Raw genomic sequence first — 23478 nt, forward strand, 5'->3', positions numbered from 1 at the left:
CTGGGATCTTTTGCAAGGGACAGAAACCGCTCTCATTGTGGATAACGTTGGGATAACGCAATTGTGTTAGTAGGCATTAACCTTTGATCATTCGGTTAAGTTGAAATTTGTAAAAATCAACTAAGGAAAGATTAAATTTACGCTTTTTAAAAATAAATTTTGTCTGCTTTTTTTATCATCAAGCTTTGCGTAAAAACTAACACAATCACAATATGTAGTGTTTATTAATTAACATGACACTATATGTGGTTAAATGCATCTATAGGACTGTGCCAATTAAAATCCGCATTCCAAGCCAATGCCTCGTCAACACTCGGTACATATCCCCATAGTGCGGTTGCGGTGTGCATATTGGCTGCTTTACCTGCTTGAATGTCACGCTGCGCATCACCTATATATAAGCAACGCGAAGGATCTACACTCATTTGCTCAGCGCAATACAGTAAAGGAAGGGGTGAGGGCTTAGATTCAGCTAAGGTATCACCGCTCACCACAATACGTGCATTTTTTAATGCAGGAATCGCCTTGACTAAAGGATCAGTTAAAAATCCGGGCTTATTGGTCATAATTCCCCAAGGGATTGCTTTGTTATCAAGTGCGATTAGTAATTGCTCTATTCCTACAAAACATTGGGTATGGGTGGCAATGTTGGCAGCGTATTGCGTAACTAGCTCATGTAAAAGTTGCTCTTGCGGTTGTTGCGCCCAGCTTTCTTTAAAACCAGCAGCCAATAAAGCGGCAGCACCGTTTGAAGCTGCGGGTCGATATATATCACTGCCCACTTGGGGTTGTTGATGATTTTGCAGCACGGTGTTTAGTGCGGCGCCTAAATCATCAGCGGTATCGAGTAAAGTGCCATCTAAGTCAAACAGCAATGCTTGATATTCCATTAGGGCAATGGGGGTTTGAGAGCTTGCCATTACACTAACTTCTCAAAATGCAGCATATAATTTACGCTTACATCATCATTCATTGTGTATTGCTTAGAAAGCGGGTTGTAACTTAAACCAGCACTGGCACGTACTTTTAAGCCAGCTTGCTCTGCCCATGCAATTAATTGCGCAGGTTTAATAAACTTTTTATGGTCATGGGTACCCTCTGGGACCATTTTTAACAGTTTTTCTGCACCGACAATAGCGTATAAGTAAGCTTTTGGGGTTTTATTAAGAGTAGAGAAAAAAACATCGGCCCCAGGTTTTGCTAATTTAGCGACCGCATGAATAATAGAAGCAGGGTCGGGGACGTGCTCTAACATTTCCATACAAGTGATCACATCAAAGCGCTCAGGGTGCTCATCTGCAAACTGCTCTGCAGGTACTTTTATATACTCAACGGGGACACTTGTTTCTAAGCTGTGTAACTTGGCGACAGTTAAAGGCTCTTGCCCCATATCGATACCAGTTACGTTTGCGCCCATTCGCGCCATGCTGTGACTTAAAATGCCACCACCACATCCTACATCGAGGGTTTCTTTATTAAATAATCCTTTGGTTTTGTCTGCGATGAAATCTAATCGTAATGGATTAATTTCGTGAAGCGGCTTAAATTCGCCTTCTAAATCCCACCAACGCTCTGCGATGGCTTCAAACTTTGCTATTTCTGCGTTATCTACATTTTGATGTTCGGTCATAAAATACTTCCTCGTCAATCTGAGGCCATTATATAGGCCTAAATTGATAAATCGCAAAGTTTTGCGCCTGTAAATTAAAATTAATTGTGATAGCATGGTTACTTAGAAATAATAACAAACACTCTTAATACCTAATACTGGGTTGTTAAGAGCTGATACTGAAGGAATGTGATATCAAATGACTGATCTCGCCAATGAAATTCTGCCAGTCAATATTGAAGACGAGTTAAAAAACTCCTACTTAGATTACGCCATGAGTGTAATTGTAGGACGTGCATTACCAGACGTACGTGACGGTTTAAAACCTGTTCACCGCCGCGTTTTGTTTGCAATGAACGAGCTTAGTAATGACTGGAACAAGCCTTACAAAAAATCGGCCCGTGTGGTCGGTGACGTAATCGGTAAATACCACCCACACGGCGACAGTGCAGTTTATGACACCATCGTACGTATGGCTCAGCCATTCTCACTGCGTTACATGCTAGTAGATGGTCAGGGTAACTTTGGTTCGGTTGATGGTGATTCAGCAGCGGCAATGCGTTATACAGAAGTACGTATGGCAAAAATGTCGCACGAATTATTAGCCGATCTTGAAAAAGAAACGGTTGATTTTGTGCCTAACTACGATGGCACAGAGCAAATTCCTGATGTGTTACCCACTAAAATACCTAACCTGTTAGTTAATGGTTCATCGGGTATTGCGGTTGGTATGGCAACAAATATTCCGCCACATAACTTAACAGAAGTCGTGAATGGCTGTTTAGCGCTTATTCAAAACCCTGAATTGACCATTACGGAGTTAATGGATTACATTCCTGGGCCTGATTTCCCAACTGCGGCGATTATTAACGGTAAAAAAGGCATTGAACAAGCTTATCAAACCGGTCGTGGTAAAGTGTACATGCGTGCGCGTGCTGACATCGAAACCGATGAAAAGACGGGTCGCGAAACCATTATTGTTCATGAAATCCCTTACCAAGTTAACAAAGCACGTTTGATTGAAAAAATCGCCGAGTTAGTTAAAGATAAAAAAATTGAAGGGATCAGCGCATTACGTGATGAATCAGATAAAGACGGTATGCGTATCGTTATCGAGATCAAACGTGGTGACGTAGGTGAAGTTATTTTAAACAACCTTTATTCACAAACTCAGTTACAAACTGTGTTTGGTATGAATATGGTTGCGTTAATTAATAACCAACCTAAGTGTTTCAACTTAAAAGAAATGCTTGAAGAGTTTATTATTCACCGCCGTGAAGTTGTTACCCGTCGTACGGTATTTGATTTACGCAAAGCCCGCGACCGTGCGCATACGCTAGAAGGTTTAGCGATTGCACTGGCTAACATTGACCCAATTATCGAACTTATTCGTAAGTCGCCAACACCTGCTGAAGCAAAAGTTGCATTAACAGCGCGTCCATGGGAATTAGGTAATGTTAAAGCCATGCTTGATAAAGCAGGCGAAGACAACGTGGCACGCCCAGATTGGTTAGCAAGCGAGCTTGGTATTCGTGATGGTCAGTACTATATTTCTGAGCAACAAGCTCAAGCAATATTAGACTTACGTTTACATAAACTTACTGGTCTTGAACACGAAAAAATTCTTACCGAATATCAATCATTACTTGAGTTGATTGCCGAGTTATTATTCATTTTGGCAAATCCAGAGCGTTTAATGGAAGTTATTCGTGATGAGCTCGTTGAAATTAAAGAGCAATATGGTGATGAGCGCCGCACTGAAATAAATGCTGCAGCACACGATATAAGCCTTGAAGATTTAATCAACGAAGAAAACGTGGTTGTGACCTTGTCACACGAAGGATACGTTAAGTATCAAGCATTAACTGATTACGAAGCGCAGCGTCGTGGTGGTAAAGGTAAATCAGCAACTAAGATGAAAGATGAAGATTTCATTGAACGTTTATTGGTTGCCAATACGCACGATACTATTCTTTGTTTCTCTACAGCGGGTCGATTATATTGGCTTAAAGTGTATCAGTTACCACTTGCAAGTCGCGCAGCGCGCGGTAAGCCAATTGTTAACTTATTACCACTTGAAGCAGATGAACGTATTACTGCAATCCTGCCAGTACGCGATTATGAAGATGATAAGTACATCTTTATGGCGACAGCATTTGGTACGGTTAAGAAAACACCATTGACTGCATACAGCCGTCAACGTGCTAGCGGTATTATTGCCGTTAACTTAAACGAAGGTGATAGCTTAATTGGTGTTGATATTACCGATGGTAGCAACGAAATTATGTTGTTCACTGATGCGGGTAAAGTTGTACGCTTTAAAGAGGCTGAAGAAACAGCTGTCGTTGATGAAAATGGTAACCCTGTTCTTGATGAAGAAGGTAAGCCTGAGATTCGCTTCAAAGGTGTACGTCCTATGGGTCGTACTGCAACGGGTGTTCGTGGTATTAAGATGCCAGACGATCAACGTGTTGTATCACTGATTGTACCAAAGAATGACGGTGCAATATTAACAGTGACAGAAAATGGTTACGGTAAGCGTACTCAACTTGAAGACTACCCATCTAAGAGTCGTGCAACACAAGGTGTTGTATCAATTAAGGTGAGTGAGCGTAATGGTGCCGTTGTTGGTGCTGTACAGGTTGATGACAACGACGAAATAATGATTATTTCGAATCGTGGTACCTTAGTACGTACTCGCGTTAATGAAGTTTCCACGGTTGGACGTAACACCCAAGGTGTTATTTTGATCAGAACTATTGACGAAGAGCAAGTAGTTGGTTTACAACGTATAGAAGAGATTGAAGTGACTGAAAGTGACTTGGTTGATATCGAAGACGTTGAAACAGTAGATACAGTTATTGATGAAGTGGCGGATGACAATCCTCCTTCAGAATAATTAGATTGAAAAAAGCGGCCTTGGCCGCTTTTTTTATGTAGTTGAAAAAAATTAAATTAGTTTAATTCAAGTTAAATTACTGGAATGAGGAAAAGGTAATGAGTATATATAATTTTTGTGCAGGCCCTGCAATGTTACCACCGGCAGTCATGCAAAAAGCGCAAAAAGAGTTTTTAAACTGGCAAGGTCTTGGTGTATCGGTGATGGAAATAAGTCATCGTAGTCATGAATTTTTAGCATTAACCGCTAAATGTGAAGCCAGCCTGCGTCGTTTAATGAATATAAGTGACGAGTTTGAAGTGCTATTTATGCACGGTGGTGGTCGAGGTCAATTCAGTGCCGTACCTTTAAACCTTCATGTTAACGGTAAAAAAGCAGTTTATTGTGAAAATGGCGTGTGGTCAAAAAGTGCAACTAGCGAAGCCGATAAGTTTACTCAAACTCACACAATTGACGTACGTAATGATGATAACGGTTTATTTTCTATTAAGCAGGTAGTCGATTGGGTTTTACCAGCCGATGCTGCATATATTCATTACTGCCCAAATGAAACTGTAGATGGTCTAGAGATTTTTGATGTACCCAGTCACCCAACAGCACCGATTGTCGCCGATATGTCGTCGACTATTCTATCGCGCGAAATTGACGTTAATCAATTTGATTTAATCTACGCAGGTGCTCAAAAGAATATCGGCCCATCGGGTATTGCTATCGTAATTGTTCGTAAAACGCTACTTGAGCGTGAAGGGCTAGCTAAGCCAGGTATTTTGGATTACGCCCTTGAAGCAAAACAAGGCAGTATGTTTAACACTCCACCGACTTTTGCATGGTATTTAGCAGCTGAAGTATTTGAATGGCTTGAGCAAAATGGCGGTGTAAAAGCCATGGAAACACATAATACTGCCAAAGCTCAGCTGCTTTATGACTTTATCGATGAGTCTGATTTTTACACCAACAAGGTAGCAAAACATTGTCGTTCACGTATGAATGTGCCTTTTTGGTTAGTTGATGAAAGCCTAAATGATAAGTTTGTTAAAGAGTCAAAAGAAGCGGGCTTATTAGCGCTTGAAGGGCACCGTATTGTTGGCGGTATGCGCGCGAGTATTTATAACGCAATGCCACTGGAAGGGGTTAAAGCATTAGTTGATTTTATGGCGGCTTTCGCAAAGGAGAACAGCTAATGGAGCAACTTTCTTTAGCGCCTATTTCACAGGTTAATGGCAGTGTTACTCTGCCGGGTTCGAAAAGCTTGTCAAATCGCATTCTATTATTGGCTGCACTATCAAACGGCACCACGGTTGTAGAAAACTTATTAGACAGTGATGATATTCGCCATATGTTGGGTGCGTTAAAGCACTTAGGCGTTAATGTAACGCTTAATACTGAGCGCACCGTAGCGACCGTAGAGGGCGTGAGTGGCGTATTTAAAACGCCAACTGAAGCACTGTTTTTAGGTAATGCAGGTACAGCATACCGTCCCTTAACGGCCGTGCTTGCAGCGATTGCTGGGGAGTATGAGTTAATTGGTGAGCCACGTATGGAAGAGCGACCAATTGGCCACTTAGTTGATGCACTGCAAGCCTTAGGTGGTAATGTTAGTTATTTAAAAAATAAAGATTATCCGCCACTTAAAATTGTCGGCGGGAAAATAGCGGGTGGTGAAGTCGAAATTGACGGTAGTATTTCAAGCCAATTTTTAACGGCGTTGCTTATGGCTGCACCGTTATTTAAAGGTGATACTCAAATTAAAATTAAAGGCACGTTAGTGTCTAAGCCTTACATTGATATTACTCTTGATGTAATGGCGCGTTTTGGTGTTACCGTTGAGCATGACAATTACAGTACTTTCTTTGTAAAAGGTGCACAACAGTATCAAGCCGTTGAGCGAATTATGGTCGAAGGGGATGCTTCATCTGCTTCTTACTTTATTGCTGCTGCAGCAATTGCCGGCGGCGAAATAGAAATTAAAGGCGTCGGTGCTAAATCAGTTCAAGGTGATATTGGTTTTGCTAACGTTATGGAGCAAGTAGGTGCCAAAATTGATTGGTATGACGAACGTTTAGTTGTTCGTAAAGGTGAGCTTAACGGTATTGATATTGATGCTAATGCAATACCTGATGCTGCAATGACCCTGGCTACAGTTGCCTTGTTTGCAAAAGGGCCAACGGCAATTCGCAACATTTATAACTGGCGAGTAAAAGAAACTGACCGTTTACACGCTATGGCCACCGAGCTTAAAAAAGTAGGGGCTGACGTGGTTGAAGGGCAGGACTTTATTGAGATCACACCGCCAAAACATTTTAATAATGTGGCTGTAGATACCTACGACGATCACCGTATTGCCATGTGCTTTGCAATGGTTGCAGTAGGGGGTAAGCCCATAACGATTAACGATCCAGCCTGTACTTACAAGACATTCCCAACATTTTTCAACGTGTTAGCATCTGTCAGTAAATAGGCTATTTATAAGTATTTATAAAAAGTTACATACTAAAAGCGGATAATCTTTAATAATTGACGTATAATGTGGCGGTTTATTTTGGTGTGCATTGAAGGAGGTTTTAAATGCCGGCGTTATTAATGCCCGTAATCACCGTAGATGGCCCAAGTGGTTCTGGTAAAGGAACTGTTTGTCGCTTATTGGCTGAAAAATTAGGCTGGGATGTGTTAGATAGCGGTGCAATTTATCGCGTACTTTCACTTGCAGCACTTCATCACCAAATTGCGTTAGATAACGAAGAAGCACTGGTTCCATTAGCTGCAAATCTTGATGTGCAGTTTTTGATAGACAGTGACACTAATGCAGGAAAGATTATTTTAGAAGGCGAAGACGTAACAACCACTATTCGAAATGAAGAAGTGGGAGCTGCAGCGTCTAAAGTGGCGGCATTGCCACGAGTTCGTGAAGCGTTACTTCGTCGCCAGCGTGCGTTTAGAACTGAAAATGGCTTAATTGCTGATGGTCGCGATATGGGCACTGTTGTGTTTCCTGATGCGCCATTAAAGATATTTCTAACCGCAAGTGCAGAAGAACGTGCTCGCAGACGTTTTGTTGAGTTGAATGAGCGCGGGCTTGATGTTACACTAAGTGGTCTATTACAGGACATTCGGGCTCGTGATGATCGCGATATGAATCGCGCCGTTGCGCCGCTTGTACCTGCAGAGGATGCGATTGAGCTTGATACTAGCGAACTCAACGCACAGCAAGTCTTTGATAAAGTTATAATTTTATTAGATTCAAGCATCTCTGAAGGTAAGCTTCCTAAACGAAGCTAAACACATTTTATGCACCAGCAGGACGCCAGTGCTATTTTAACAACCCCATGCAGCATGGTTGCTTATTGGTATTAATATATGAGACGTATATTCGTATGTCAGAAAATTTTGCGCAGTTATTTGAAGAAAGCTTAAAGGGTTTTGAAGCAGAGCAAGGCTCTATCGTTAAAGGTACAGTAATCTCAATCGAGAACAACATTGTACTTGTAGATGCTGGTCTTAAATCAGAAAGTGCTATCCCTGCAGAGCAGTTCAAAAATGCTGCTGGTGAACTAGAAGTTGCTGTTGGCGACGAAGTAGATGTTGCACTAGATGCAATCGAAGACGGTTTCGGTGAAACTATCCTTTCTCGTGAGAAAGCGAAGCGTCACGAAGCGTGGATCCGTCTTGAGAAAGCATGTGAAGAGCAAGAGACTGTTACTGGTGTTATCAACGGTAAAGTTAAAGGCGGTTTCACTGTTGAAGTTGATTCAATCCGTGCTTTCCTACCTGGTTCACTTGTTGATGTTCGTCCAGTACGTGACACAACTCACCTTGAAGGCAAAGAGCTTGAATTTAAAGTAATCAAGCTTGATCAAAAACGTAACAACGTTGTTGTTTCACGTCGTGCAGTTATCGAATCAGAAAACTCACAAGAACGTGAAGAGCTTCTTGCTAACCTTGTTGAAGGTCAAGAAGTTAAAGGTATCGTTAAGAACCTTACTGACTACGGTGCATTCGTTGACCTTGGTGGTGTTGATGGTCTACTACACATTACTGATATGGCGTGGAAGCGTGTTAAACACCCTTCAGAAATCGTTAATGTTGGCGACGAAATCGCAGTTAAAGTTCTTAAATTCGACAAAGATAAAACTCGTGTATCTCTAGGTCTTAAACAGCTTGGCGAAGATCCATGGGCAGCTATCGCTGGTCGTTACCCAGAAGGTTCTAAACTTTCTGGTCGTGTAACTAACCTTACTGATTACGGTTGCTTCGTAGAAATCGAAGAAGGCGTTGAAGGTCTAGTACACGTTTCTGAAATGGATTGGACTAACAAGAACATCCACCCTTCAAAAGTTGTTTCACTTGGTGACACTGTTGAAGTTATGGTTCTTGAAATCGACGAAGAACGTCGTCGTATTTCTCTTGGTCTTAAGCAATGTATTGCTAATCCTTGGCAGGAATTTGCTCGTCTACAAAACAAAGGCGACCAAGTTACTGGTAAGATCAAATCAATCACTGACTTCGGTATCTTTATCGGTCTTGACGGTGGTATTGATGGTCTTGTACACCTTTCAGACATTTCTTGGAATACACCTGGCGAAGAAGCTGTACGTGAATTCAAGAAAGGCGACGAAATCACTGCTATCGTATTGCAAGTTGACCCAGAGCGTGAACGTATCTCTCTAGGTGTTAAGCAAATCGAAGCTGACCCATTCAATAACTACCTTGATGCAAACAAAAAAGGTGCTATTGTTAAAGGTAAAGTGACTGAAGTTGATGCGAAAGGCGCAACTGTTGAACTTATCGAAGGCGTTGAAGGTTACATCCGTGTAGCTGATATCGCTCAAGAGCGCGTTGAAGATGCAACTACTGTTGTTTCTGTAGGCGACGAGATTGAAGTTAAATACGTTGGTGTTGATCGTAAGAACCGCACTTTAAGCTTATCTGTTAAAGCTCTTTTCGAAGCAGAAGAGAAAGAAGTACTAGAGAAGCTTAAGAAAGAAGAGCCAGTGTTTGAAAACGCAATGGCAGCTGCTTTCGCAAATGCACAAAAAGACTAATTAATTATAGTCTTTTAATTGGAAGGGCAGTTTATGCCCTTCCACTATTTCTTTTTAAGGAAACGCTATGACTAAGTCAGAACTGATAGAAACACTTGCTGAACAACATTCACATATTCCTGTGAAAGATGTTGAGAACGCTGTTAAAGAAATTCTTGAACAAATGGCCGGCTCATTATCTTCTTCAGATCGTATTGAGATCCGAGGTTTTGGAAGTTTCTCTTTGCATTACCGTGCGCCTCGTACAGGCCGTAACCCTAAAACAGGTGAAACTGTAGAGTTAGATGGTAAGCATGTACCTCATTTTAAACCAGGCAAAGAACTACGTGACCGTGTAAACGAGAGCATTGCTTAGTAAACTTATTGGAGTAGTTACTTGTTCAAGGTATTAAAAATTATTCTGGCGGCACTTTTTTAATTGGTGCATTTGTATTGGGTTCTCAAAACCCACAATTAACACAAATTAACTACATAATAGCCAGTAATACATTACCTTTAGCCGTTATAATAAGTATCTGCTTTTTGCTAGGTGTTGTAGTGGGTTGTTTTGTGAGTTTTAAATTGTTCACGCAATTAAAGTGGCAAAATTACCGTTTAAAAAAGCAATTAACGCCTGAAAAAGATAATAAAAAGCGTATTGCCAACAAAGACACCTAATTATGATTGAGCTGTTGTTTTTACTGCTTCCCGTTGCTGCCGGTTATGGTTGGATCATGGGGAAAAACAGTGCAAAAAATCAGGCTCATCAGTTTAATCGTCAAATTACTTCTGAATACAGTAAAGGCTTAAAGTTTTTACTGGACAGAGAAGAAGATCAGGGGCTTGAGCATTTAATTAATTTGCTCGAAGTAGCTGCTGACTCTGTTGAACATTATTCTACTTTAGCCACCATGTTTCGCCGTCGTGGTGAGCTTGACCGCGCAATAAAAATTCACGAACTGCTGCTAAAACACCCAAGTCTTAACGAAAAACAAGCCGCTAATAGCCGTTTAGAACTAGCCGAAGATTATATTATGGCTGGCTTATTAGACAGCGCAGAAGAACATTTAATATGGCTGGTAAAAAATAGCCATGCAGATGCACTCGAACCGATAATTTCTTTATATTCACAAACCCGTGAATGGCAAAAAGGCATTAATATGTTTGAAGCGCATACTGAGCTTTTTTCAAAAGAACAACACTTTAAAGCCATCGCTAATTTTTACTGTGAGCATGCCATTGCCAGTAATAACCCACAACTTATGCGTAAAGCCATTAGCTTAAACTTTAAAACAATTAGGCCTTTATATGAGCTTGGACTGTCAGCTTACACCAAAGAAGATTACGTAAAAGCAATTTACTATTGGCGAGAATTAATCTGCCAATTTACTTTTTTTGCGCCATTGTTTATTGAAAAGTTAGCTCACAGCTATAAGCAATTAAAATTAACTCACCAATTTCATGAACTCATTACTGAGTTACTAGAAAAGGGTGGGGTGATGATAAAAATACAGCATTGCCAAGCCTTGCTTGAGCAAGGACACACTGAACAAGCCTTTGAATTTTTGACTGATAATTTAAAACGTCAACCCACTATTCGTGGCTTTAGTTTTTTATTACAGTTAATGAGTACAGAAAATAAAAATACAAAAGATGTGCTTAATCAAATCGATAAACTTGTTACTTCTTACATTGCCACTAAACCTGACTTTCAATGTCAGCATTGTGGCTTTACTAGCTACACCATTTATTGGAATTGCCCTTCATGTAAACACTGGGAAACCATTGTGCCTAGCAGAGGCTTAGACGGATTTTAATCTTTATACTTTTCGCTCACTAGTAGGATAGTTATGTCTTTCGAAAAATCAAAAAAAATTCTTATCGCGCTTGATTATGATGATCAGCAAACTGCTTTAGCATTTGTAAAACAGTTATCACCAGATACCTGTCGATTAAAAGTGGGCAAAGAAATGTTTACTTATTTTGGTCCTGCATTTGTTAAAGAATTGGTCGATTTAGGTTTTGATGTATTTTTAGATTTAAAGTTTCACGATATTCCAAACACCGTTGCTAAAGCGGTGACTGCTGCGGCTAAAATGGGTGTATGGATGGTCAATGTACATGCATCGGGCGGTTATGAAATGATGCATAAAGCTAAACAAGCACTCGAGCAGTTTGGCGACAAAGCGCCATTACTTATTGCGGTAACTGTATTAACCAGCATGGACGAAGCTGAACTTGAGCGTTTAGATATAACTAAATCACCCCAAGAGCAAGTTATGCATTTAGCTAAATTAACAAAGCAAGCAGGACTAGACGGTGTTGTTTGTTCCGCGCAAGAAGCGCAAAGTTTAAAGGCTGCTTTAGGGAAAGAGTTTAAATTAGTTACGCCAGGTATTCGCCCAGCGGGCAGTGATGCAGGCGATCAAAAACGTATTATGACACCTAAAGAAGCGATTGAAGCGGGTAGTGACTATTTAGTGATTGGGCGTCCGATCACTCAGGCACAAAACCCTGTAAAAGTACTAAATGATGTAAATGAATCAATAGCTTAAATTAAAAATTAGCATAATTGAGAGCAGTTCCTTACAACTGCTTTTCTTTGTGCTACATTTAAATTATGGGTGTGCAGTGAGGGATCTGCTTTGCGTATAATAATATTTTTAGTTGTAATTATGATTAGTGGCTTTGCTGTAAATAAATATGTTTTTTCAACTAAAATGTATGATGATGTTTCAAACGTTACTGACTTGGTATCTGGTTACCCCGTTGATTTATTCAAGTTTAAAAAAATTGCTCAAAATTATGCCCAGCATCTGTGTTACACCAATGAAGGTGTGTTAGCAGGAATAGATGTTAGCAGCAGAGACTGTGTTGCGACACATGATGAAATGCAAAATGAGTGTACAGAAAAAGTTTTTAGGCTAGCGCCGTTAAATCTAGATTCTAAAAAAAGAATTAATTGAATACTCAAATGAATATTCTCGCTGTACCTTACCTTATAAAAATATTAGGTTATAAATTTCAGATACTAAAAAGCCACTTAGGTTTAAAACTTAAGTGGCTTTTTATTTAATTATTTTAAACGAATAGACTTAGCTTCAATATCAATTAAGCCTTGTTTAAATAAACCGCCAATGGCTTTTTTGTAGTTTGCTTTGCTGGTCGAAAATACTTTTTTAATTAATTCAGGATCAGACTTATCGCCTATGGCTAATATGCCACCCTCATCCTTTAGTTTTTCCATTATTTTTTCACCAAGCTCGCTTACTTTACCCATGCCTGGTTTTTCAAGTATGACGTCAATTTTTCCGTCTTCACGTACTTTTTGAATAAATCCTTTTAGCTTTTGACCAACAAACAGGTTTTTAAACACCATGTTGTAAAACACGACGCCAAAATGGGATTCTTCAATAAGCACCTTGTAACCAATATCAGTTTTGCCTGCAACAATTAAGTCAACTTCTTGTAAGTGACTATACTGAGGCTCATCTTTTGATAAAAAACGGTTAAAGTTAGTTGAGGCACAAATACGCTGACTGGCGTTATCAAGATATAAACGCACTAAATATGAGTAGCCTTCTTGCATACGTGGTTTTTGTTCATTAAACGGTGCGAGTACGTCTTTTTCTAAGCCCCAATCTAAAAACGCGCCTATGCTGTTTATTTCTTTTACACGCAGTAGGGCATATTCACCCACTTGAGCATGCGGCTTTTTAGTTGTGGCTGTTGGCAGGTTTGCATTATCTAAAAATGTGAATACACTGATGCTATCGCCGGCTTCAAGCTCATGTTTTATTTCATGTTTAGGTAAAAAAACTTCACCTAAGTCATGCCCATCTAAATAGGCACCTTCGTTGCTGACTTCTTTAACAAAAAGGGTTTGGGTGGTTCCTAGGTAACTCATAATTATTCCTGCTCAGGCTTTTTTTTACGACGCATCGGGGTATCACCATCAATATTAAGAGGTGCTTTAATTGGGGCCGCTGGCTTTTTCGGTTTTGCTTTTCGTTTTGGCTGTGGCTTATTAGCGGTCACTGCTTTTTTAGTCGGTTTAATTGGCGCTACTTTTTTCTCTTTAATACCTTTAAATTTCGCTTTTAAACCCTCAACAGCAGCAAACGATAATTCATCATTTAAAAATGATTTTATTGCCAAGTAACTTGTCCAATCTTTAGGGCCCACAAGTGATAATGCGTTACCTTTAAAACCAGCACGACCAGTTCTACCAATACGATGAACGTATTCTTCTGCGTGTTTTGGTAAATCAAAGTTAATAACATGGGTAACACTGAGTAAATCTAAACCGCGCGAAGCAACATCTGTAGTAATTAATATTTTAAAGTTTTCACGGCTAAACGCATCCATAATATCAAGGCGCTTACTTTGAGTTAAATCCCCAGCTAATGCGACAGATTTAAAGCCTTTACTATTTAATGATTCACTTAAACGGCTGGTATCAGCCCGTGTGGCAGTAAATATAATGCACTGGCCAACGTTATCTTGGTTTAAAAAGTGCTCAAGTAGCGCTTCTTTATGATCAAGATGATCGGCTAAATACAATGTTTGTTTAATATCACTGTGTTGCTCATTGGCTGCACTGAGCATAATTTGTTTTGGTTTTTTTAATAAATTACGCGAAAGGGCATCTACTTGAGCATGATCTAATGTCGCTGAAAACAATAGGGTCTGGCGTAATCGGTGATCTGCCAGTTCATTAATTAACTTAAGCTGGTCGGTGAAACCTAAATCCAAAATACGGTCAGCTTCATCAAATATAAGTAGCTCTAAGCCACTTAACTGTAAAGAGCGTTGTTTTAAGTGATCGGCTAAGCGCCCTGGTGTAGCAACCACAAAATGTGGGTCGTTGCGCAGTGCTTTAATTTGGTCGTTAAAGTTTTCACCACCGAGAATTTTAACTGCCTTGATATTGGTACCGGCAATAAGTAACCGTAGTTGGGTGAACACTTGGGTTGCAAGCTCACGAGTTGGAGCAACAATAAGTACACGAGGATCACGTTTACTGAGTGCTTTTTGTTTCATTACTCGCTGCACTGCAGGTAATAAAAACGCTAAAGTTTTGCCTGACCCAGTTTTTGACTGAGCGAAAATGTCATGTCCAGCGAGTGCCGTTGGCACAGCATGAGCTTGAATATCGGTAGGCTGGGTGATCCCTTGGTGCGCTAATTGTGTTTCTAGGCGAGTATCAATCCCAAGATCAGTAAAGTGCAATGTATATTTCTCCAATATGAGCAAGTCTGTATAAATTTATCCGCGCATTATAGCCCACTGAGCTACTGCGCTAACAGTAAAAAGCGCATTATCATCCATTTTTTTGCATTTAAATAAAAAAAGCGTAAAATACGCGCCCCATATGCGCCGGATTTACGATTCGGTAAACCGCCCCTTGCGGGTTTTAAAAGCAAAATAGGAATACCATGACTGCTGTCCATAAAGATAATGCAACCAGCGAACACTTTGTTGTATGCGCTCTGTATAAATTTGTTTCTCTACCGGATTTTGAAGCACTTCGCCAACCTTTACTCAATGTAATGGAGCAAAACGAAGTACGAGGCACTTTATTAATTGCCGCAGAGGGGATTAACGGTACTGTCTCTGCAAAACGTGAAGGCATAGATAATTTACTTGCGTGGTTAGACACCCAACCAAATTTAGACAACATTGTTACCAAAGAATCATTTGATGACGAATGCCCGTTTTACCGCACAAAAGTTAAGCTAAAAAAGAAATTGTGACTATGGGTGTTGAAGGCGTAGACCCATTAAAAGTAGTGGGCAGTTATGTTAAGCCACATGAATGGAATGCCCTTATTTCTGATCCTGAGGTGATCCTTGTTGATACCCGTAATGATTACGAAATTGAAATTGGTACGTTTCAAAACGCAGTAGACCCAAACACTAAAACGTTCCGTGAATTTCCTCAGTGGGCCAAAGAAAACTTAGACCCATCAAAACATAAAAAAGTAGCCATGTTTTGTACTGGTGGTATTCGCTGTGAAAAATCAACAGCCTATATGAAAGAGCAAGGTTTTGATGAGGTATACCACCTTGAAGGCGGCATATTAAAATACCTAGAAGAAGTGCCAAAAGAAGAAACCATGTGGGAAGGCGAGTGTTTTGTATTTGATAACCGTGTAGCGGTAAATCATGACTTACAAAAAGGCTCATACGATCAGTGTCACGCATGTCGCATGCCTATCACAGAAGAAGAAAAGCAAAAACCAGAATACATGGAAGGGGTGTCGTGTCACCACTGTATTGACAATGTAACCGATGAACAACGCGCTCGCTTTGCAGAGCGCCAAAGGCAAATAGAGCTTGCTCAAGCGCGCGGTGAAGGCCACATTGGTAACGAAGCACAAGCTGTTTTACAACAACGTAAAGAAGCTAAAAAAGCGCAAAAAGACGCACAGCGAAATAAATAAGCGGTACATTTAGTTTGTACGTTATTAAAAAAAACCTCAGTTTTAACTGAGGTTTTATATTTTATACTCTTTTCACAAATGCTTGTATCTGTAGTAGAGAGCGTGACCTTGTTGGCAGCATTGACGAGCACACATTTTGTGTTTTTATCGAGCTTTTTCTTTTGAATAACGGTAAATTCACCTTCATCAGCAGCATATAAATTATACTGATACGCGGTATTCCCCCCTTCAAATAAAGCAGTTAATAATCCACCGACTAGTCCACCAACAATCGCGCCGCCAATCATTTCTTCTTTATTGCCATCTAAGCTATCTACAAAGCCAAACCCCGCACCAGCAGCTATTCCAGTTCCCACTTCTGAGGAGAGTGTTACTTTTTGCATTGATTCAACAGACGCATAATAACGTTTAACAACTTGATTTTGATCTGCCCGATCAATCCCTGGTGATGCACAGCCTGATAGCAAGATCACCATAATTAAACTCTTTTTCATAAATGTTGCCTTTATTAAAAATATTGATGTGCTAAATCATAGTCATAAATGTAATTTAAATATGTGTGGATTTTGTATGCTGCTGTAAAAATATGTAGAGTGGCTAGCATGCTTAATTTCAGCTTATTGTTTTGCTAATTTGTCGTACTTAGCTATTTATTGATCATAGAGCTGTTAAACTGCGTAACATAATGCAAATAATAATTAATTAGGGTGATCCTTTGAAATCGCGAATTCTTTTTACCAGCGTATTTTTTCTTTAATGTCGTTAAGTTTATCTGTAAAGAGTGCCAATGTCGTGGTAGAGCAGGTAGCGATGGAACGTGCTAAAGAGCAAGTTCAGGCTGTCGGTAACGCCGAAGCAATTCATTCGGTTATTTTATATCCGGCTGTGGGCGATAAAGTAACGGCGGTGCATTTTAAACCGGGTGATAGCGTAAAGGCCGGTGATGTGTTACTTGAACTTGATTCACGCAGACAAAAAGCAGCACTTGAAGAGGCAAAAATAAAACTTGCTGACACCCAAAGAACCCTCGCACGTTTAAAGCAAAGCCAAGCAAAAGGGGCAGTGCCACAAAGTGATGTGGATGATGCAAAAACAGTTGTTGAATTAGCAAAAGTGACCCTTACCCAAGCAGAAACAGAATTTGAAGACCGCCAAGTTCGTGCGCCTTTTAACGGCACTATGGGACTTACCGACGTTGAAGTGGGTGACAGAATTACTCCCCAAACAGCGATTGCAAGTATTGATGATACGCGTGCTTTATATATAAATTTTAACGCCCCAGAATCGGCCGTTTATATGCTGCGCAATAAAGGCAATGTAAAAGTATTTCCTTGGCAGTCACAAAATGCTGTAAACGCAAAAATTGCTTATCTAGATTCACGAATAGACCCACAAACCCGCACCTTACGTGTAAAAGCGCAGCTTGAAAACCCGCAGCAAAAGTTCTTACCTGGCATGAGTTTTCGTGTTCATATTGAAGTAGAAGGGCAACGTTTTGCTGCTGTACCTGAGGCGGCATTACTGTGGGGAGCAACAGGCCCTTACGTTTGGACAAGTGTTGATAAAAAAGCCACTCGAATTGATGTGAAAATTGAACAGCGCCTTGCTGGTCGTTTATTAGTTTCGGGCGCTTTAAAAGAACAAGATAACTTAGTGGTAGAGGGCGTACAACGCTTACGTGCGAACCAAGAGCTAAGCTTCTCAGCGCCAATCGCTAATACGCAGGAGTAGCCATGAAACAGCAACCTATGATGCAAGACTTGCCATCAATGGCTATTCGCCGCCCAGTGCTTATTGTGGTTCTGAATTTACTGATTATTATTGCCGGAATTGCCGCCATAGCAGGCGTAGAAGTTCGAGAGCTTCCAGATGTAGACAGACCCCGAATTACCGTATCAGCCTCGTTCCCTGGTGGTTCACCTGAAACCGTTGATACCGAAGTTACCAGTAAACTTGAAGGTGCCGTGGCCCGTGTGAGCGGTGTTAAATCGATTCGTGCGCAAAGTGAAGAAGGTAATTCACGTATTGTGGTTGAATTTAGACCGGGTGTTAACCTTGACGACGCTGCAAATGAAACGCGTGAGTCAGTTGCTCGAGTGCAAAGAGAGCTCCCTGAAGAGGTAGAGCGCGTTTCTATTATTAAGGCTGATAACGACGCTGAAGCGGTGGTTTCATTAACAGTATCAAGTGAAAGTTTATCGTTAGAGGCATTAACAGAGCGGGTTGATGTTGATTTAGCGCCGCAGTTTTTAACTATTCCTGGTGTTGCCGACGTACGATTAAACGGCGATAGAGAACGTGTGCTCAGGGTTCGCATTGATCCATTAAAGCTCAGCAGTTTTAACTTAACGATTCCAGATGTTGCCGATGTACTTAGGCAAGCCCCCTTTGATGTGCCTGCAGGGAGTTTAAAATCAAACGATCAGCAAATAATAGTGCGCGCTGATGCAACGTCTGTTACCCCCGCACAGGTGGGCGACATTATAATTCAGGGCGATACTCGTATTAGCGATATTGCTGCCGTGTACTTTGGTCCGGCCGATCCGCGCTCTATGGTAAGACTTAATGGTAAACCTGTTATTGGTATGGAAATTATTCGCCAAGCACAGTCCAACACTATCGAAATTTCTGATGAAGTACTCAACCTTATAGAGGGGATGCGTGAGCGCTTTCCTGAGATGGAGTTTACGCTAACATCAGATGACGCGCAGTTTATTAGAAGCTCAGTAGATGAAGTGATTAACTCATTGGTTCTAACGGTACTGCTAGTGATCATCACCTTATGGGTGTTTATTGGTTCATGGCGTGCAACATTAGTCCCAGCATTTGCCATTCCTGTTGCGCTTATAGGTTCATTAGCACTGATATGGGTACTTGGGTTTTCAATTAATATTTTAACCTTATTAGCACTGGTATTAGCGACAGGATTAATTGTTGATGATGCAATTGTAGTGAGTGAAAATATTCAACGCCAGCGAGGATTAGGTCTTGGAAGGCGTGCAGCAGCGGTTGTTGGTACCCGCGAAGTATTTTTTGCCGTTATTGCCACCACTGCAGTATTAGCGGCTGTGTTTGTACCCATCGCATTTTTACCCTCTACAGCAGGGCGTTTATTTAGGGAGTTTGGTGGCGTACTAGCTGGTGCGGTAATTATATCTAGCTTTGTTGCTTTATCGTTAGTACCGGCGCTCACCTCAAAACTAAAGCTTAAGCAAGGTGGTTTTCACCCCTTTGCGAAATTTGGTAACGTGCTTGCCAATATTTATACCAAAACAATCCATAAAGTACTGGATCATGCGTGGGTTACCTTTATTGTTTGTTTATTAGTTGCAGGCGGTTCGGGTGCTTTGTATATGAGTTTAGATAACGAACTGCTCCCTACTGAAGATCGCGGTAAAATTAGAATATTTGCCCGCGGACCTGATGGCGTAGGCTTAAATTTTATGGATAGACAAGCCATTAAAATGGAAGATACCTTACTGCCTTTCGTTGAAAGTGGTGAAATTGAGTCTATTTACACTGTGGTTGGGCAATGGGATCCCAATATTGTGTTTATTACTGTGCCATTAAAGCATTGGGATGAACGTAACTTTAGCCAACAAGAAATTATTAATAAAATTCGCGAGCCTTTAGGCAACATCCCTGGTGCACCTGCTTACCCTGGTGGTGCAAATAGCTTAAATTTACGTGGCCAAGGTGGCGGCATAGAAATCGCTTTACTGGGACAAGATTACCTTGAAATATTTAAGGCTGCACAGCAGTTCTCAGCTGATCTTGAAAAAGCCGTGCCAGAGGTTGCGCCGGTAAGAGTATCGTATCAGCCATCGCAGCCGCAATTGCGTGTTAATATTGACAGACGACGCGCAGAAGAACTTGGCGTGTCTTTAAGTGATATCGCAATTACATTAAGAGCCGCTATTAATGGTGACGATATCGCTGATTTAAACATTGGCGATCAATCTATTCCTATTATGCTACAGGCACAAAATCAAACTATTAACGACCCGAGTGATTTAGCAAACTTGTTTATTAGAGCCCGTAATAATCAATTGGTGCCGCTAAGTAGTGTCGCTAACATTTCAGAGGAAGGGGTTGCCGCAGAGCTTGAACGTCATGCTCAGCGCCGTGCCATAGAGCTCAGTATGGAGCTGCCTGAAGGCTTAACAATTGCCACATTAGTGGAACAAATAAAGCAAGTGTCTGAGCAATCATTACCAGCAGGTATTACTCTTGCATTTAAAGGGGAAGCACTGACATTTGAAGAAACCTCCAACGAAGTATTAATGACCTACGTATTGGCATTTTTAATTGTGTTTTTAGTACTTGCGGCGCAATTTGAAAATGTTAACAGTGCAATCGTGGTAATGATCACTGTACCATTTGGGATTACATCGGCCATTCTAGCGCTGTATTTAACCGGTACCTCACTGAATATTTACTCGCAAATAGGCCTAGTGATGTTAATTGGGTTAATCGCTAAAAATGCAATTTTATTGGTCGAGTTTGCTGATCAATTAAGAGATCAGGGGCTGAGTGTTCGAAAAGCGGTTGAACAAGCTGCATTGGTACGTTTAAGACCAATCACCATGACCTTAATATCGACCTTACTCGGTGCGTTACCCCTAATTATGTCAACAGGTGCCGGAGCAGAAGCACGTAATGCCATTGGCTGGGTGGTATTTGGTGGACTTGCGTTAGCGGTATTGTTTACGCTTTACCTAACACCGGTGATTTATTTAGGATTAGCCCGCTTTACCAGTCCTCGTGGCGATGAGTCAAAGCAATTAGCCCAAGAGCTGGAGCAACTTGACTAACTAATTACGCTAATTGGCTATTTTTCTTTGAAAAAATAGCCAATTAAGCCCACAATTCAACTAGATTAAAGCCACAAGGATCACCCATGCAGGCCGAGCAAGTTGAAATAGCCCAATTTTTAGTTGAACACCCCCCCTTTGATACGCTTGAGATCGAGGCACTAAACGAACTAGCAATGCAAATTGAAGTTGCTTATTTTCGTGCGCAAACTGATATTTTACATTTAGGCCAAGATATTAGTGACTTATATATTATTCGTAGTGGCTCGGTTGAAATTTCACGCCGTAATGGCGAGCTCTATAATCGTTTAGCCACAGGCGGTATTTTTGGCCAAATGGGCCTATTAATGAACCGCAAAGTGCGCTTTCCGGCTCGTGCGCTTGAAGACACCTTAACCTATTGTATTAACGTTAATACCTTCAACGAATATTGTGATAAATACGAAACCTTTGCCGATTTTTTTGAAGTGGATGGTAACGTACGTTTGCACCAAGCCATTGTAGAGCAAGCCGACAGCAATGATTTAACCACCGCGAAAGTAAAGTCATTATTACACCGTGATGTGGTCACAGTAACAATGCAAACTGCTATTCAAGACGTCGCATTTTTAATGACGCAAGAATCGGTCTCTTCAGTGTTAGTTACCGACATAGAAAAACAAATAAGCGATGACCCAGAAGAAGACGACGGTCAAGTTGTTGGGATCATAACCGACAGAGATATTCGCACTAAAGTGGTTGCCCAAGGGTTAACATATGATACACCCGCCAAAGAAGTAATGACATCAAGCTTAGTACTACTTGATAGCAACGCCTATGTGTTTGAAGCCGTATTAGCCATGCTAAGAGATAACTTACATCATTTACCTGTGGTACATAAAAAACGGCCTATTGGGGTAATATCGCTGTCTGATATTTTACGTTATGAATCACAAAGTAGCTTACTGTTAGTACGCGGTATTTTAGCGCAGCAATCAGTTGATGACTTAGTTCATTACGCACGCCAATTACCTAATGTATTTGTACGTATGGTTAATGAAGATGCAAATTCGCATATGATCGGAACCGCTATGGCGGTCATAGGGCGTACCTTTAAACAGCGTTTATTAGCATTGGCCGAAGAAAAATTTGGCGAGCCGCCTATTCCTTATTGTTTTATAGCCTTAGGCTCAATGGCCCGCGACGAGCAGCTAATTGTGACTGATCAAGATAATGCTCTCATTTTGGATAATAGTTTTGATGAGGCACTGCACGATGAGTATTTTCAAAACCTATCAGATTTTGTGTGTGATGGTTTAGCTAAATGTGGCTATACCTATTGTGACGGTGAAATTATGGCGTCGTTTAAAAAATGGCGTATGACCCGTACACAATGGAAAGAAAAATTTGCTAGCTGGATGGCCGAGCCGAAACCGCAAGCCCTGCTTAATAGCTCGATATTTTTTGACTTAGATGGTGTATGGGGCAAGCTAAAATGGGCCGATGAGCTTAAAACGCTGGTGGCCAAAGAAAGCAAAGTAAACAAACGCTTTTTAGCGAACCTTGCTGCCAATGCCCGCAATAGAACGCCGCCACTAGGGTTTTTTAATGGCTTTGTGCTTGAGCATAATGGCCAGCATAAGCGGTCAATGAACTTAAAACGCCGTGGTACGGCGCCGCTATCTGATGTGGTGCGCGTTCATGCGTTAGCGGTTGGCTCACGTAAACAAAATTCGTTTGAGCGCTTAGAAGATATTATAGAGGCAAATTTACTGCCTAAAGGTAAAGCACAAGATTTACGTGATGCGTTTGAGTATATTGCCACAGTACGTATTCGTCATCAGGCATGGCAAATAGAGCAAGGTGAAGCTCCAGATAACGATCTAGACCCCCATTTACTTTCACCCTTTGAGCAAAGTAATTTAAAAGAAGCCTTTGCTATTTTAGAAAAAGCGCAAAGCTTTTTAAAATTTAGCTATTCTGCGCACCCGGGTGTGAAATAAGTTATGGCTAAATCACCGTTAGATTGGTCACAGCGCTACGAGCAGTTATTGCAAACTGCGCAAAACCCGTTACTTAAAGACTTTTATCAACAAGCGTTTACCAATCAGGCTGCTCCACTTAAAGATGTCCCTTTTGTGGCACTCGACTTTGAAACAACCGGCCTTGATGCGAATAGCGATGATATTGTTAGTGTGGGGCTGGTGCCTTTTAATGTAAATCGTATTTATTGTAAAGAGAGCCGTCACTGGGTGGTGCAACCACGACGAGATTTAAGTGAAGAGTCAATTGTTATTCATGGAATTACTCATTCAGAAGTGGATGAAGCCCCTGATCTTAATCGAATTTTAGCGCCACTGCTTGATGCCCTTAAAGGCAAAGTGGTGGTGGTACATTATGCTGCAATAGAACGTCATTTTTTTTATAACGCGCTACTTATGCGTATAAAAGAGGGCATTGAGTTTGCACTAGTTGATACGATGGAAATAGAAAGGCGGGCGCTTAAAGCGCGGCAGGGGTTATTAGGCAGGCTGTTTAATTCAAAGCTAGGATCACTTAGGTTAAGTGATACACGGGAGCGTTATTCATTGCCACTGTATCAAAACCATAACGCGCTTACTGATGCACTAGCCACTGCCGAGCTGCTGCAAGCGCAGCTGAGTTACCACTATAGATCAGATACGCCACTGAGTGAAATTTGGCTTTAGCTATTG

General features: G+C 41.0%; 16 protein-coding genes and 4 pseudogenes. 15 read left to right on the forward strand and 5 right to left on the reverse strand.

The genetic code is table 11. The features are described from left to right. Positions 1-239 precede the first annotated feature (239 nt). Both P20439_RS07225 and ubiG read right to left on the reverse strand, forming a co-directional pair. Positions 240-920 carry an HAD family hydrolase gene (locus P20439_RS07225; RefSeq protein ID WP_008465682.1) on the reverse strand — a complete coding sequence of 227 codons (681 nt, stop codon included), beginning with the start codon at positions 918-920 and terminating at the stop codon, positions 240-242. Next, positions 920-1630, reverse strand: coding sequence for a bifunctional 2-polyprenyl-6-hydroxyphenol methylase/3-demethylubiquinol 3-O-methyltransferase UbiG (gene ubiG, locus P20439_RS07230; protein ID WP_008465684.1), 711 nt, complete (start codon positions 1628-1630; stop codon positions 920-922). Before ubiG ends, P20439_RS07225 begins: the two co-directional genes overlap by 1 nt. 178 nt (positions 1631-1808) lie before the next feature. Here ubiG and gyrA point away from each other — a divergent pair, with 178 nt between their 5' ends. The 10 genes and pseudogenes from gyrA to P20439_RS07280 all read left to right on the forward strand — a co-directional run bounded on the left by gyrA (position 1809) and on the right by P20439_RS07280 (position 12547). Beyond that, on the forward strand, positions 1809-4508 hold the full coding sequence (gene gyrA / locus P20439_RS07235; protein WP_008465686.1) for a DNA topoisomerase (ATP-hydrolyzing) subunit A: 2700 nt from the start codon (positions 1809-1811) through the stop codon (positions 4506-4508). Positions 4509-4606: 98 nt separating this feature from the next. Beyond that, positions 4607-5689 (forward strand): 3-phosphoserine/phosphohydroxythreonine transaminase, encoded by a 1083-nt coding sequence (serC, locus tag P20439_RS07240; RefSeq protein WP_008465687.1) that lies wholly within the window; start codon positions 4607-4609, stop codon positions 5687-5689. Next, positions 5689-6966: a 3-phosphoshikimate 1-carboxyvinyltransferase gene (aroA, locus tag P20439_RS07245; protein WP_008465690.1), complete on the forward strand. Its 1278-nt coding sequence runs from the start codon at positions 5689-5691 to the stop codon at positions 6964-6966. The genes serC and aroA overlap by 1 nt, the downstream gene beginning before the upstream one ends. Before the next feature lie 107 nt (positions 6967-7073). Continuing rightward, the gene (cmk, locus tag P20439_RS07250; protein ID WP_008465692.1) at positions 7074-7784 is read left to right on the forward strand and encodes a (d)CMP kinase; all 711 of its coding nucleotides are present in this window, start codon (positions 7074-7076) and stop codon (positions 7782-7784) included. Between the two features lie 95 nt (positions 7785-7879). Beyond that, the gene (gene rpsA, locus P20439_RS07255; RefSeq protein ID WP_002961176.1) at positions 7880-9547 is read left to right on the forward strand and encodes a 30S ribosomal protein S1; all 1668 of its coding nucleotides are present in this window, start codon (positions 7880-7882) and stop codon (positions 9545-9547) included. A gap of 67 nt (positions 9548-9614) precedes the next feature. Further along, entirely contained in the window at positions 9615-9902 is a 288-nt protein-coding gene (gene ihfB / locus P20439_RS07260) for an integration host factor subunit beta (RefSeq protein WP_008114744.1), read from the forward strand. Between the two features lie 21 nt (positions 9903-9923). Further along, positions 9924-10204: pseudogene (locus P20439_RS07265) on the forward strand (lipopolysaccharide assembly protein LapA domain-containing protein). A gap of 2 nt (positions 10205-10206) precedes the next feature. Next, a complete protein-coding gene (gene lapB / locus P20439_RS07270; RefSeq protein WP_008465696.1) occupies positions 10207-11343 on the forward strand; it encodes a lipopolysaccharide assembly protein LapB in 1137 nt (378 codons plus the stop codon). Positions 11344-11376: 33 nt separating this feature from the next. After that, positions 11377-12081 carry an orotidine-5'-phosphate decarboxylase gene (gene pyrF / locus P20439_RS07275; protein ID WP_008114739.1) on the forward strand — a complete coding sequence of 235 codons (705 nt, stop codon included), beginning with the start codon at positions 11377-11379 and terminating at the stop codon, positions 12079-12081. A 120-nt stretch (positions 12082-12201) separates the two neighbouring features. Then, positions 12202-12547, forward strand: a pseudogene (locus P20439_RS07280) (hypothetical protein). 55 nt (positions 12548-12602) lie between these two features. On the opposite strand, the gene P20439_RS07285 reads toward P20439_RS07280, so the two are convergent. Continuing rightward, a complete protein-coding gene (locus P20439_RS07285; protein WP_008114734.1) occupies positions 12603-13433 on the reverse strand; it encodes a S1 RNA-binding domain-containing protein in 831 nt (276 codons plus the stop codon). Positions 13434-13435: 2 nt separating this feature from the next. Beyond that, positions 13436-14758, reverse strand: a complete 1323-nt coding sequence (locus P20439_RS07290; protein ID WP_008114733.1) for a DEAD/DEAH box helicase — start codon at positions 14756-14758, stop codon at positions 13436-13438. A 206-nt stretch (positions 14759-14964) separates the two neighbouring features. Here P20439_RS07290 and P20439_RS07295 point away from each other — a divergent pair. Beyond that, a pseudogene (locus tag P20439_RS07295) lies at positions 14965-15971 on the forward strand (rhodanese-related sulfurtransferase). A gap of 65 nt (positions 15972-16036) precedes the next feature. Here P20439_RS07295 and P20439_RS07300 read toward each other — a convergent pair. After that, positions 16037-16465: pseudogene (locus P20439_RS07300) on the reverse strand (hypothetical protein); the annotation flags it as partial. 262 nt (positions 16466-16727) lie between these two features. Here P20439_RS07300 and P20439_RS07305 point away from each other — a divergent pair. The 4 genes from P20439_RS07305 (at position 16728) to P20439_RS07320 (ending at position 23472) form a co-directional block, all read left to right on the forward strand. Continuing rightward, complete coding sequence (locus tag P20439_RS07305; protein WP_242376017.1) at positions 16728-17702, forward strand: efflux RND transporter periplasmic adaptor subunit; 975 nt, start codon at positions 16728-16730, stop codon at positions 17700-17702. A gap of 2 nt (positions 17703-17704) precedes the next feature. Then, positions 17705-20785, forward strand: coding sequence for an efflux RND transporter permease subunit (locus tag P20439_RS07310; protein WP_008114725.1), 3081 nt, complete (start codon positions 17705-17707; stop codon positions 20783-20785). 86 nt (positions 20786-20871) lie between these two features. Further along, a complete protein-coding gene (locus P20439_RS07315) occupies positions 20872-22767 on the forward strand; it encodes a putative nucleotidyltransferase substrate binding domain-containing protein (protein ID WP_008114722.1) in 1896 nt (631 codons plus the stop codon). Positions 22768-22770: 3 nt separating this feature from the next. Then, a complete protein-coding gene (locus P20439_RS07320; RefSeq protein ID WP_008114720.1) occupies positions 22771-23472 on the forward strand; it encodes a 3'-5' exonuclease in 702 nt (233 codons plus the stop codon). The last annotated feature ends 6 nt before the right edge of the window (positions 23473-23478 follow it).

The organism is Pseudoalteromonas sp. BSi20439, from assembly GCF_000241165.1.
Taxonomy (GTDB): domain Bacteria; phylum Pseudomonadota; class Gammaproteobacteria; order Enterobacterales; family Alteromonadaceae; genus Pseudoalteromonas.

Excerpts from the sequence above, each read along its gene's own strand:
- P20439_RS07305 (WP_242376017.1), top strand. The coding sequence starts at position 16,728 with ATGTCGTTAAGTTTATCTGTAAAGAGTGCCAATGTCGTGGTAGAGCAG.
- aroA (WP_008465690.1), top strand. The coding sequence starts at position 5,689 with ATGGAGCAACTTTCTTTAGCGCCTATTTCACAGGTTAATGGCAGTGTT.
- ihfB (WP_008114744.1), top strand. The coding sequence starts at position 9,615 with ATGACTAAGTCAGAACTGATAGAAACACTTGCTGAACAACATTCACAT.
- P20439_RS07310 (WP_008114725.1), top strand. The coding sequence starts at position 17,705 with ATGAAACAGCAACCTATGATGCAAGACTTGCCATCAATGGCTATTCGC.
- pyrF (WP_008114739.1), top strand. The coding sequence starts at position 11,377 with ATGTCTTTCGAAAAATCAAAAAAAATTCTTATCGCGCTTGATTATGAT.
- rpsA (WP_002961176.1), top strand. The coding sequence starts at position 7,880 with ATGTCAGAAAATTTTGCGCAGTTATTTGAAGAAAGCTTAAAGGGTTTT.
- lapB (WP_008465696.1), top strand. The coding sequence starts at position 10,207 with ATGATTGAGCTGTTGTTTTTACTGCTTCCCGTTGCTGCCGGTTATGGT.
- gyrA (WP_008465686.1), top strand. The coding sequence starts at position 1,809 with ATGACTGATCTCGCCAATGAAATTCTGCCAGTCAATATTGAAGACGAG.
- P20439_RS07315 (WP_008114722.1), top strand. The coding sequence starts at position 20,872 with ATGCAGGCCGAGCAAGTTGAAATAGCCCAATTTTTAGTTGAACACCCC.
- P20439_RS07320 (WP_008114720.1), top strand. The coding sequence starts at position 22,771 with ATGGCTAAATCACCGTTAGATTGGTCACAGCGCTACGAGCAGTTATTG.
- P20439_RS07225 (WP_008465682.1), bottom strand. The coding sequence starts at position 920 with ATGGCAAGCTCTCAAACCCCCATTGCCCTAATGGAATATCAAGCATTG.
- P20439_RS07285 (WP_008114734.1), bottom strand. The coding sequence starts at position 13,433 with ATGAGTTACCTAGGAACCACCCAAACCCTTTTTGTTAAAGAAGTCAGC.
- serC (WP_008465687.1), top strand. The coding sequence starts at position 4,607 with ATGAGTATATATAATTTTTGTGCAGGCCCTGCAATGTTACCACCGGCA.
- ubiG (WP_008465684.1), bottom strand. The coding sequence starts at position 1,630 with ATGACCGAACATCAAAATGTAGATAACGCAGAAATAGCAAAGTTTGAA.
- cmk (WP_008465692.1), top strand. The coding sequence starts at position 7,074 with ATGCCGGCGTTATTAATGCCCGTAATCACCGTAGATGGCCCAAGTGGT.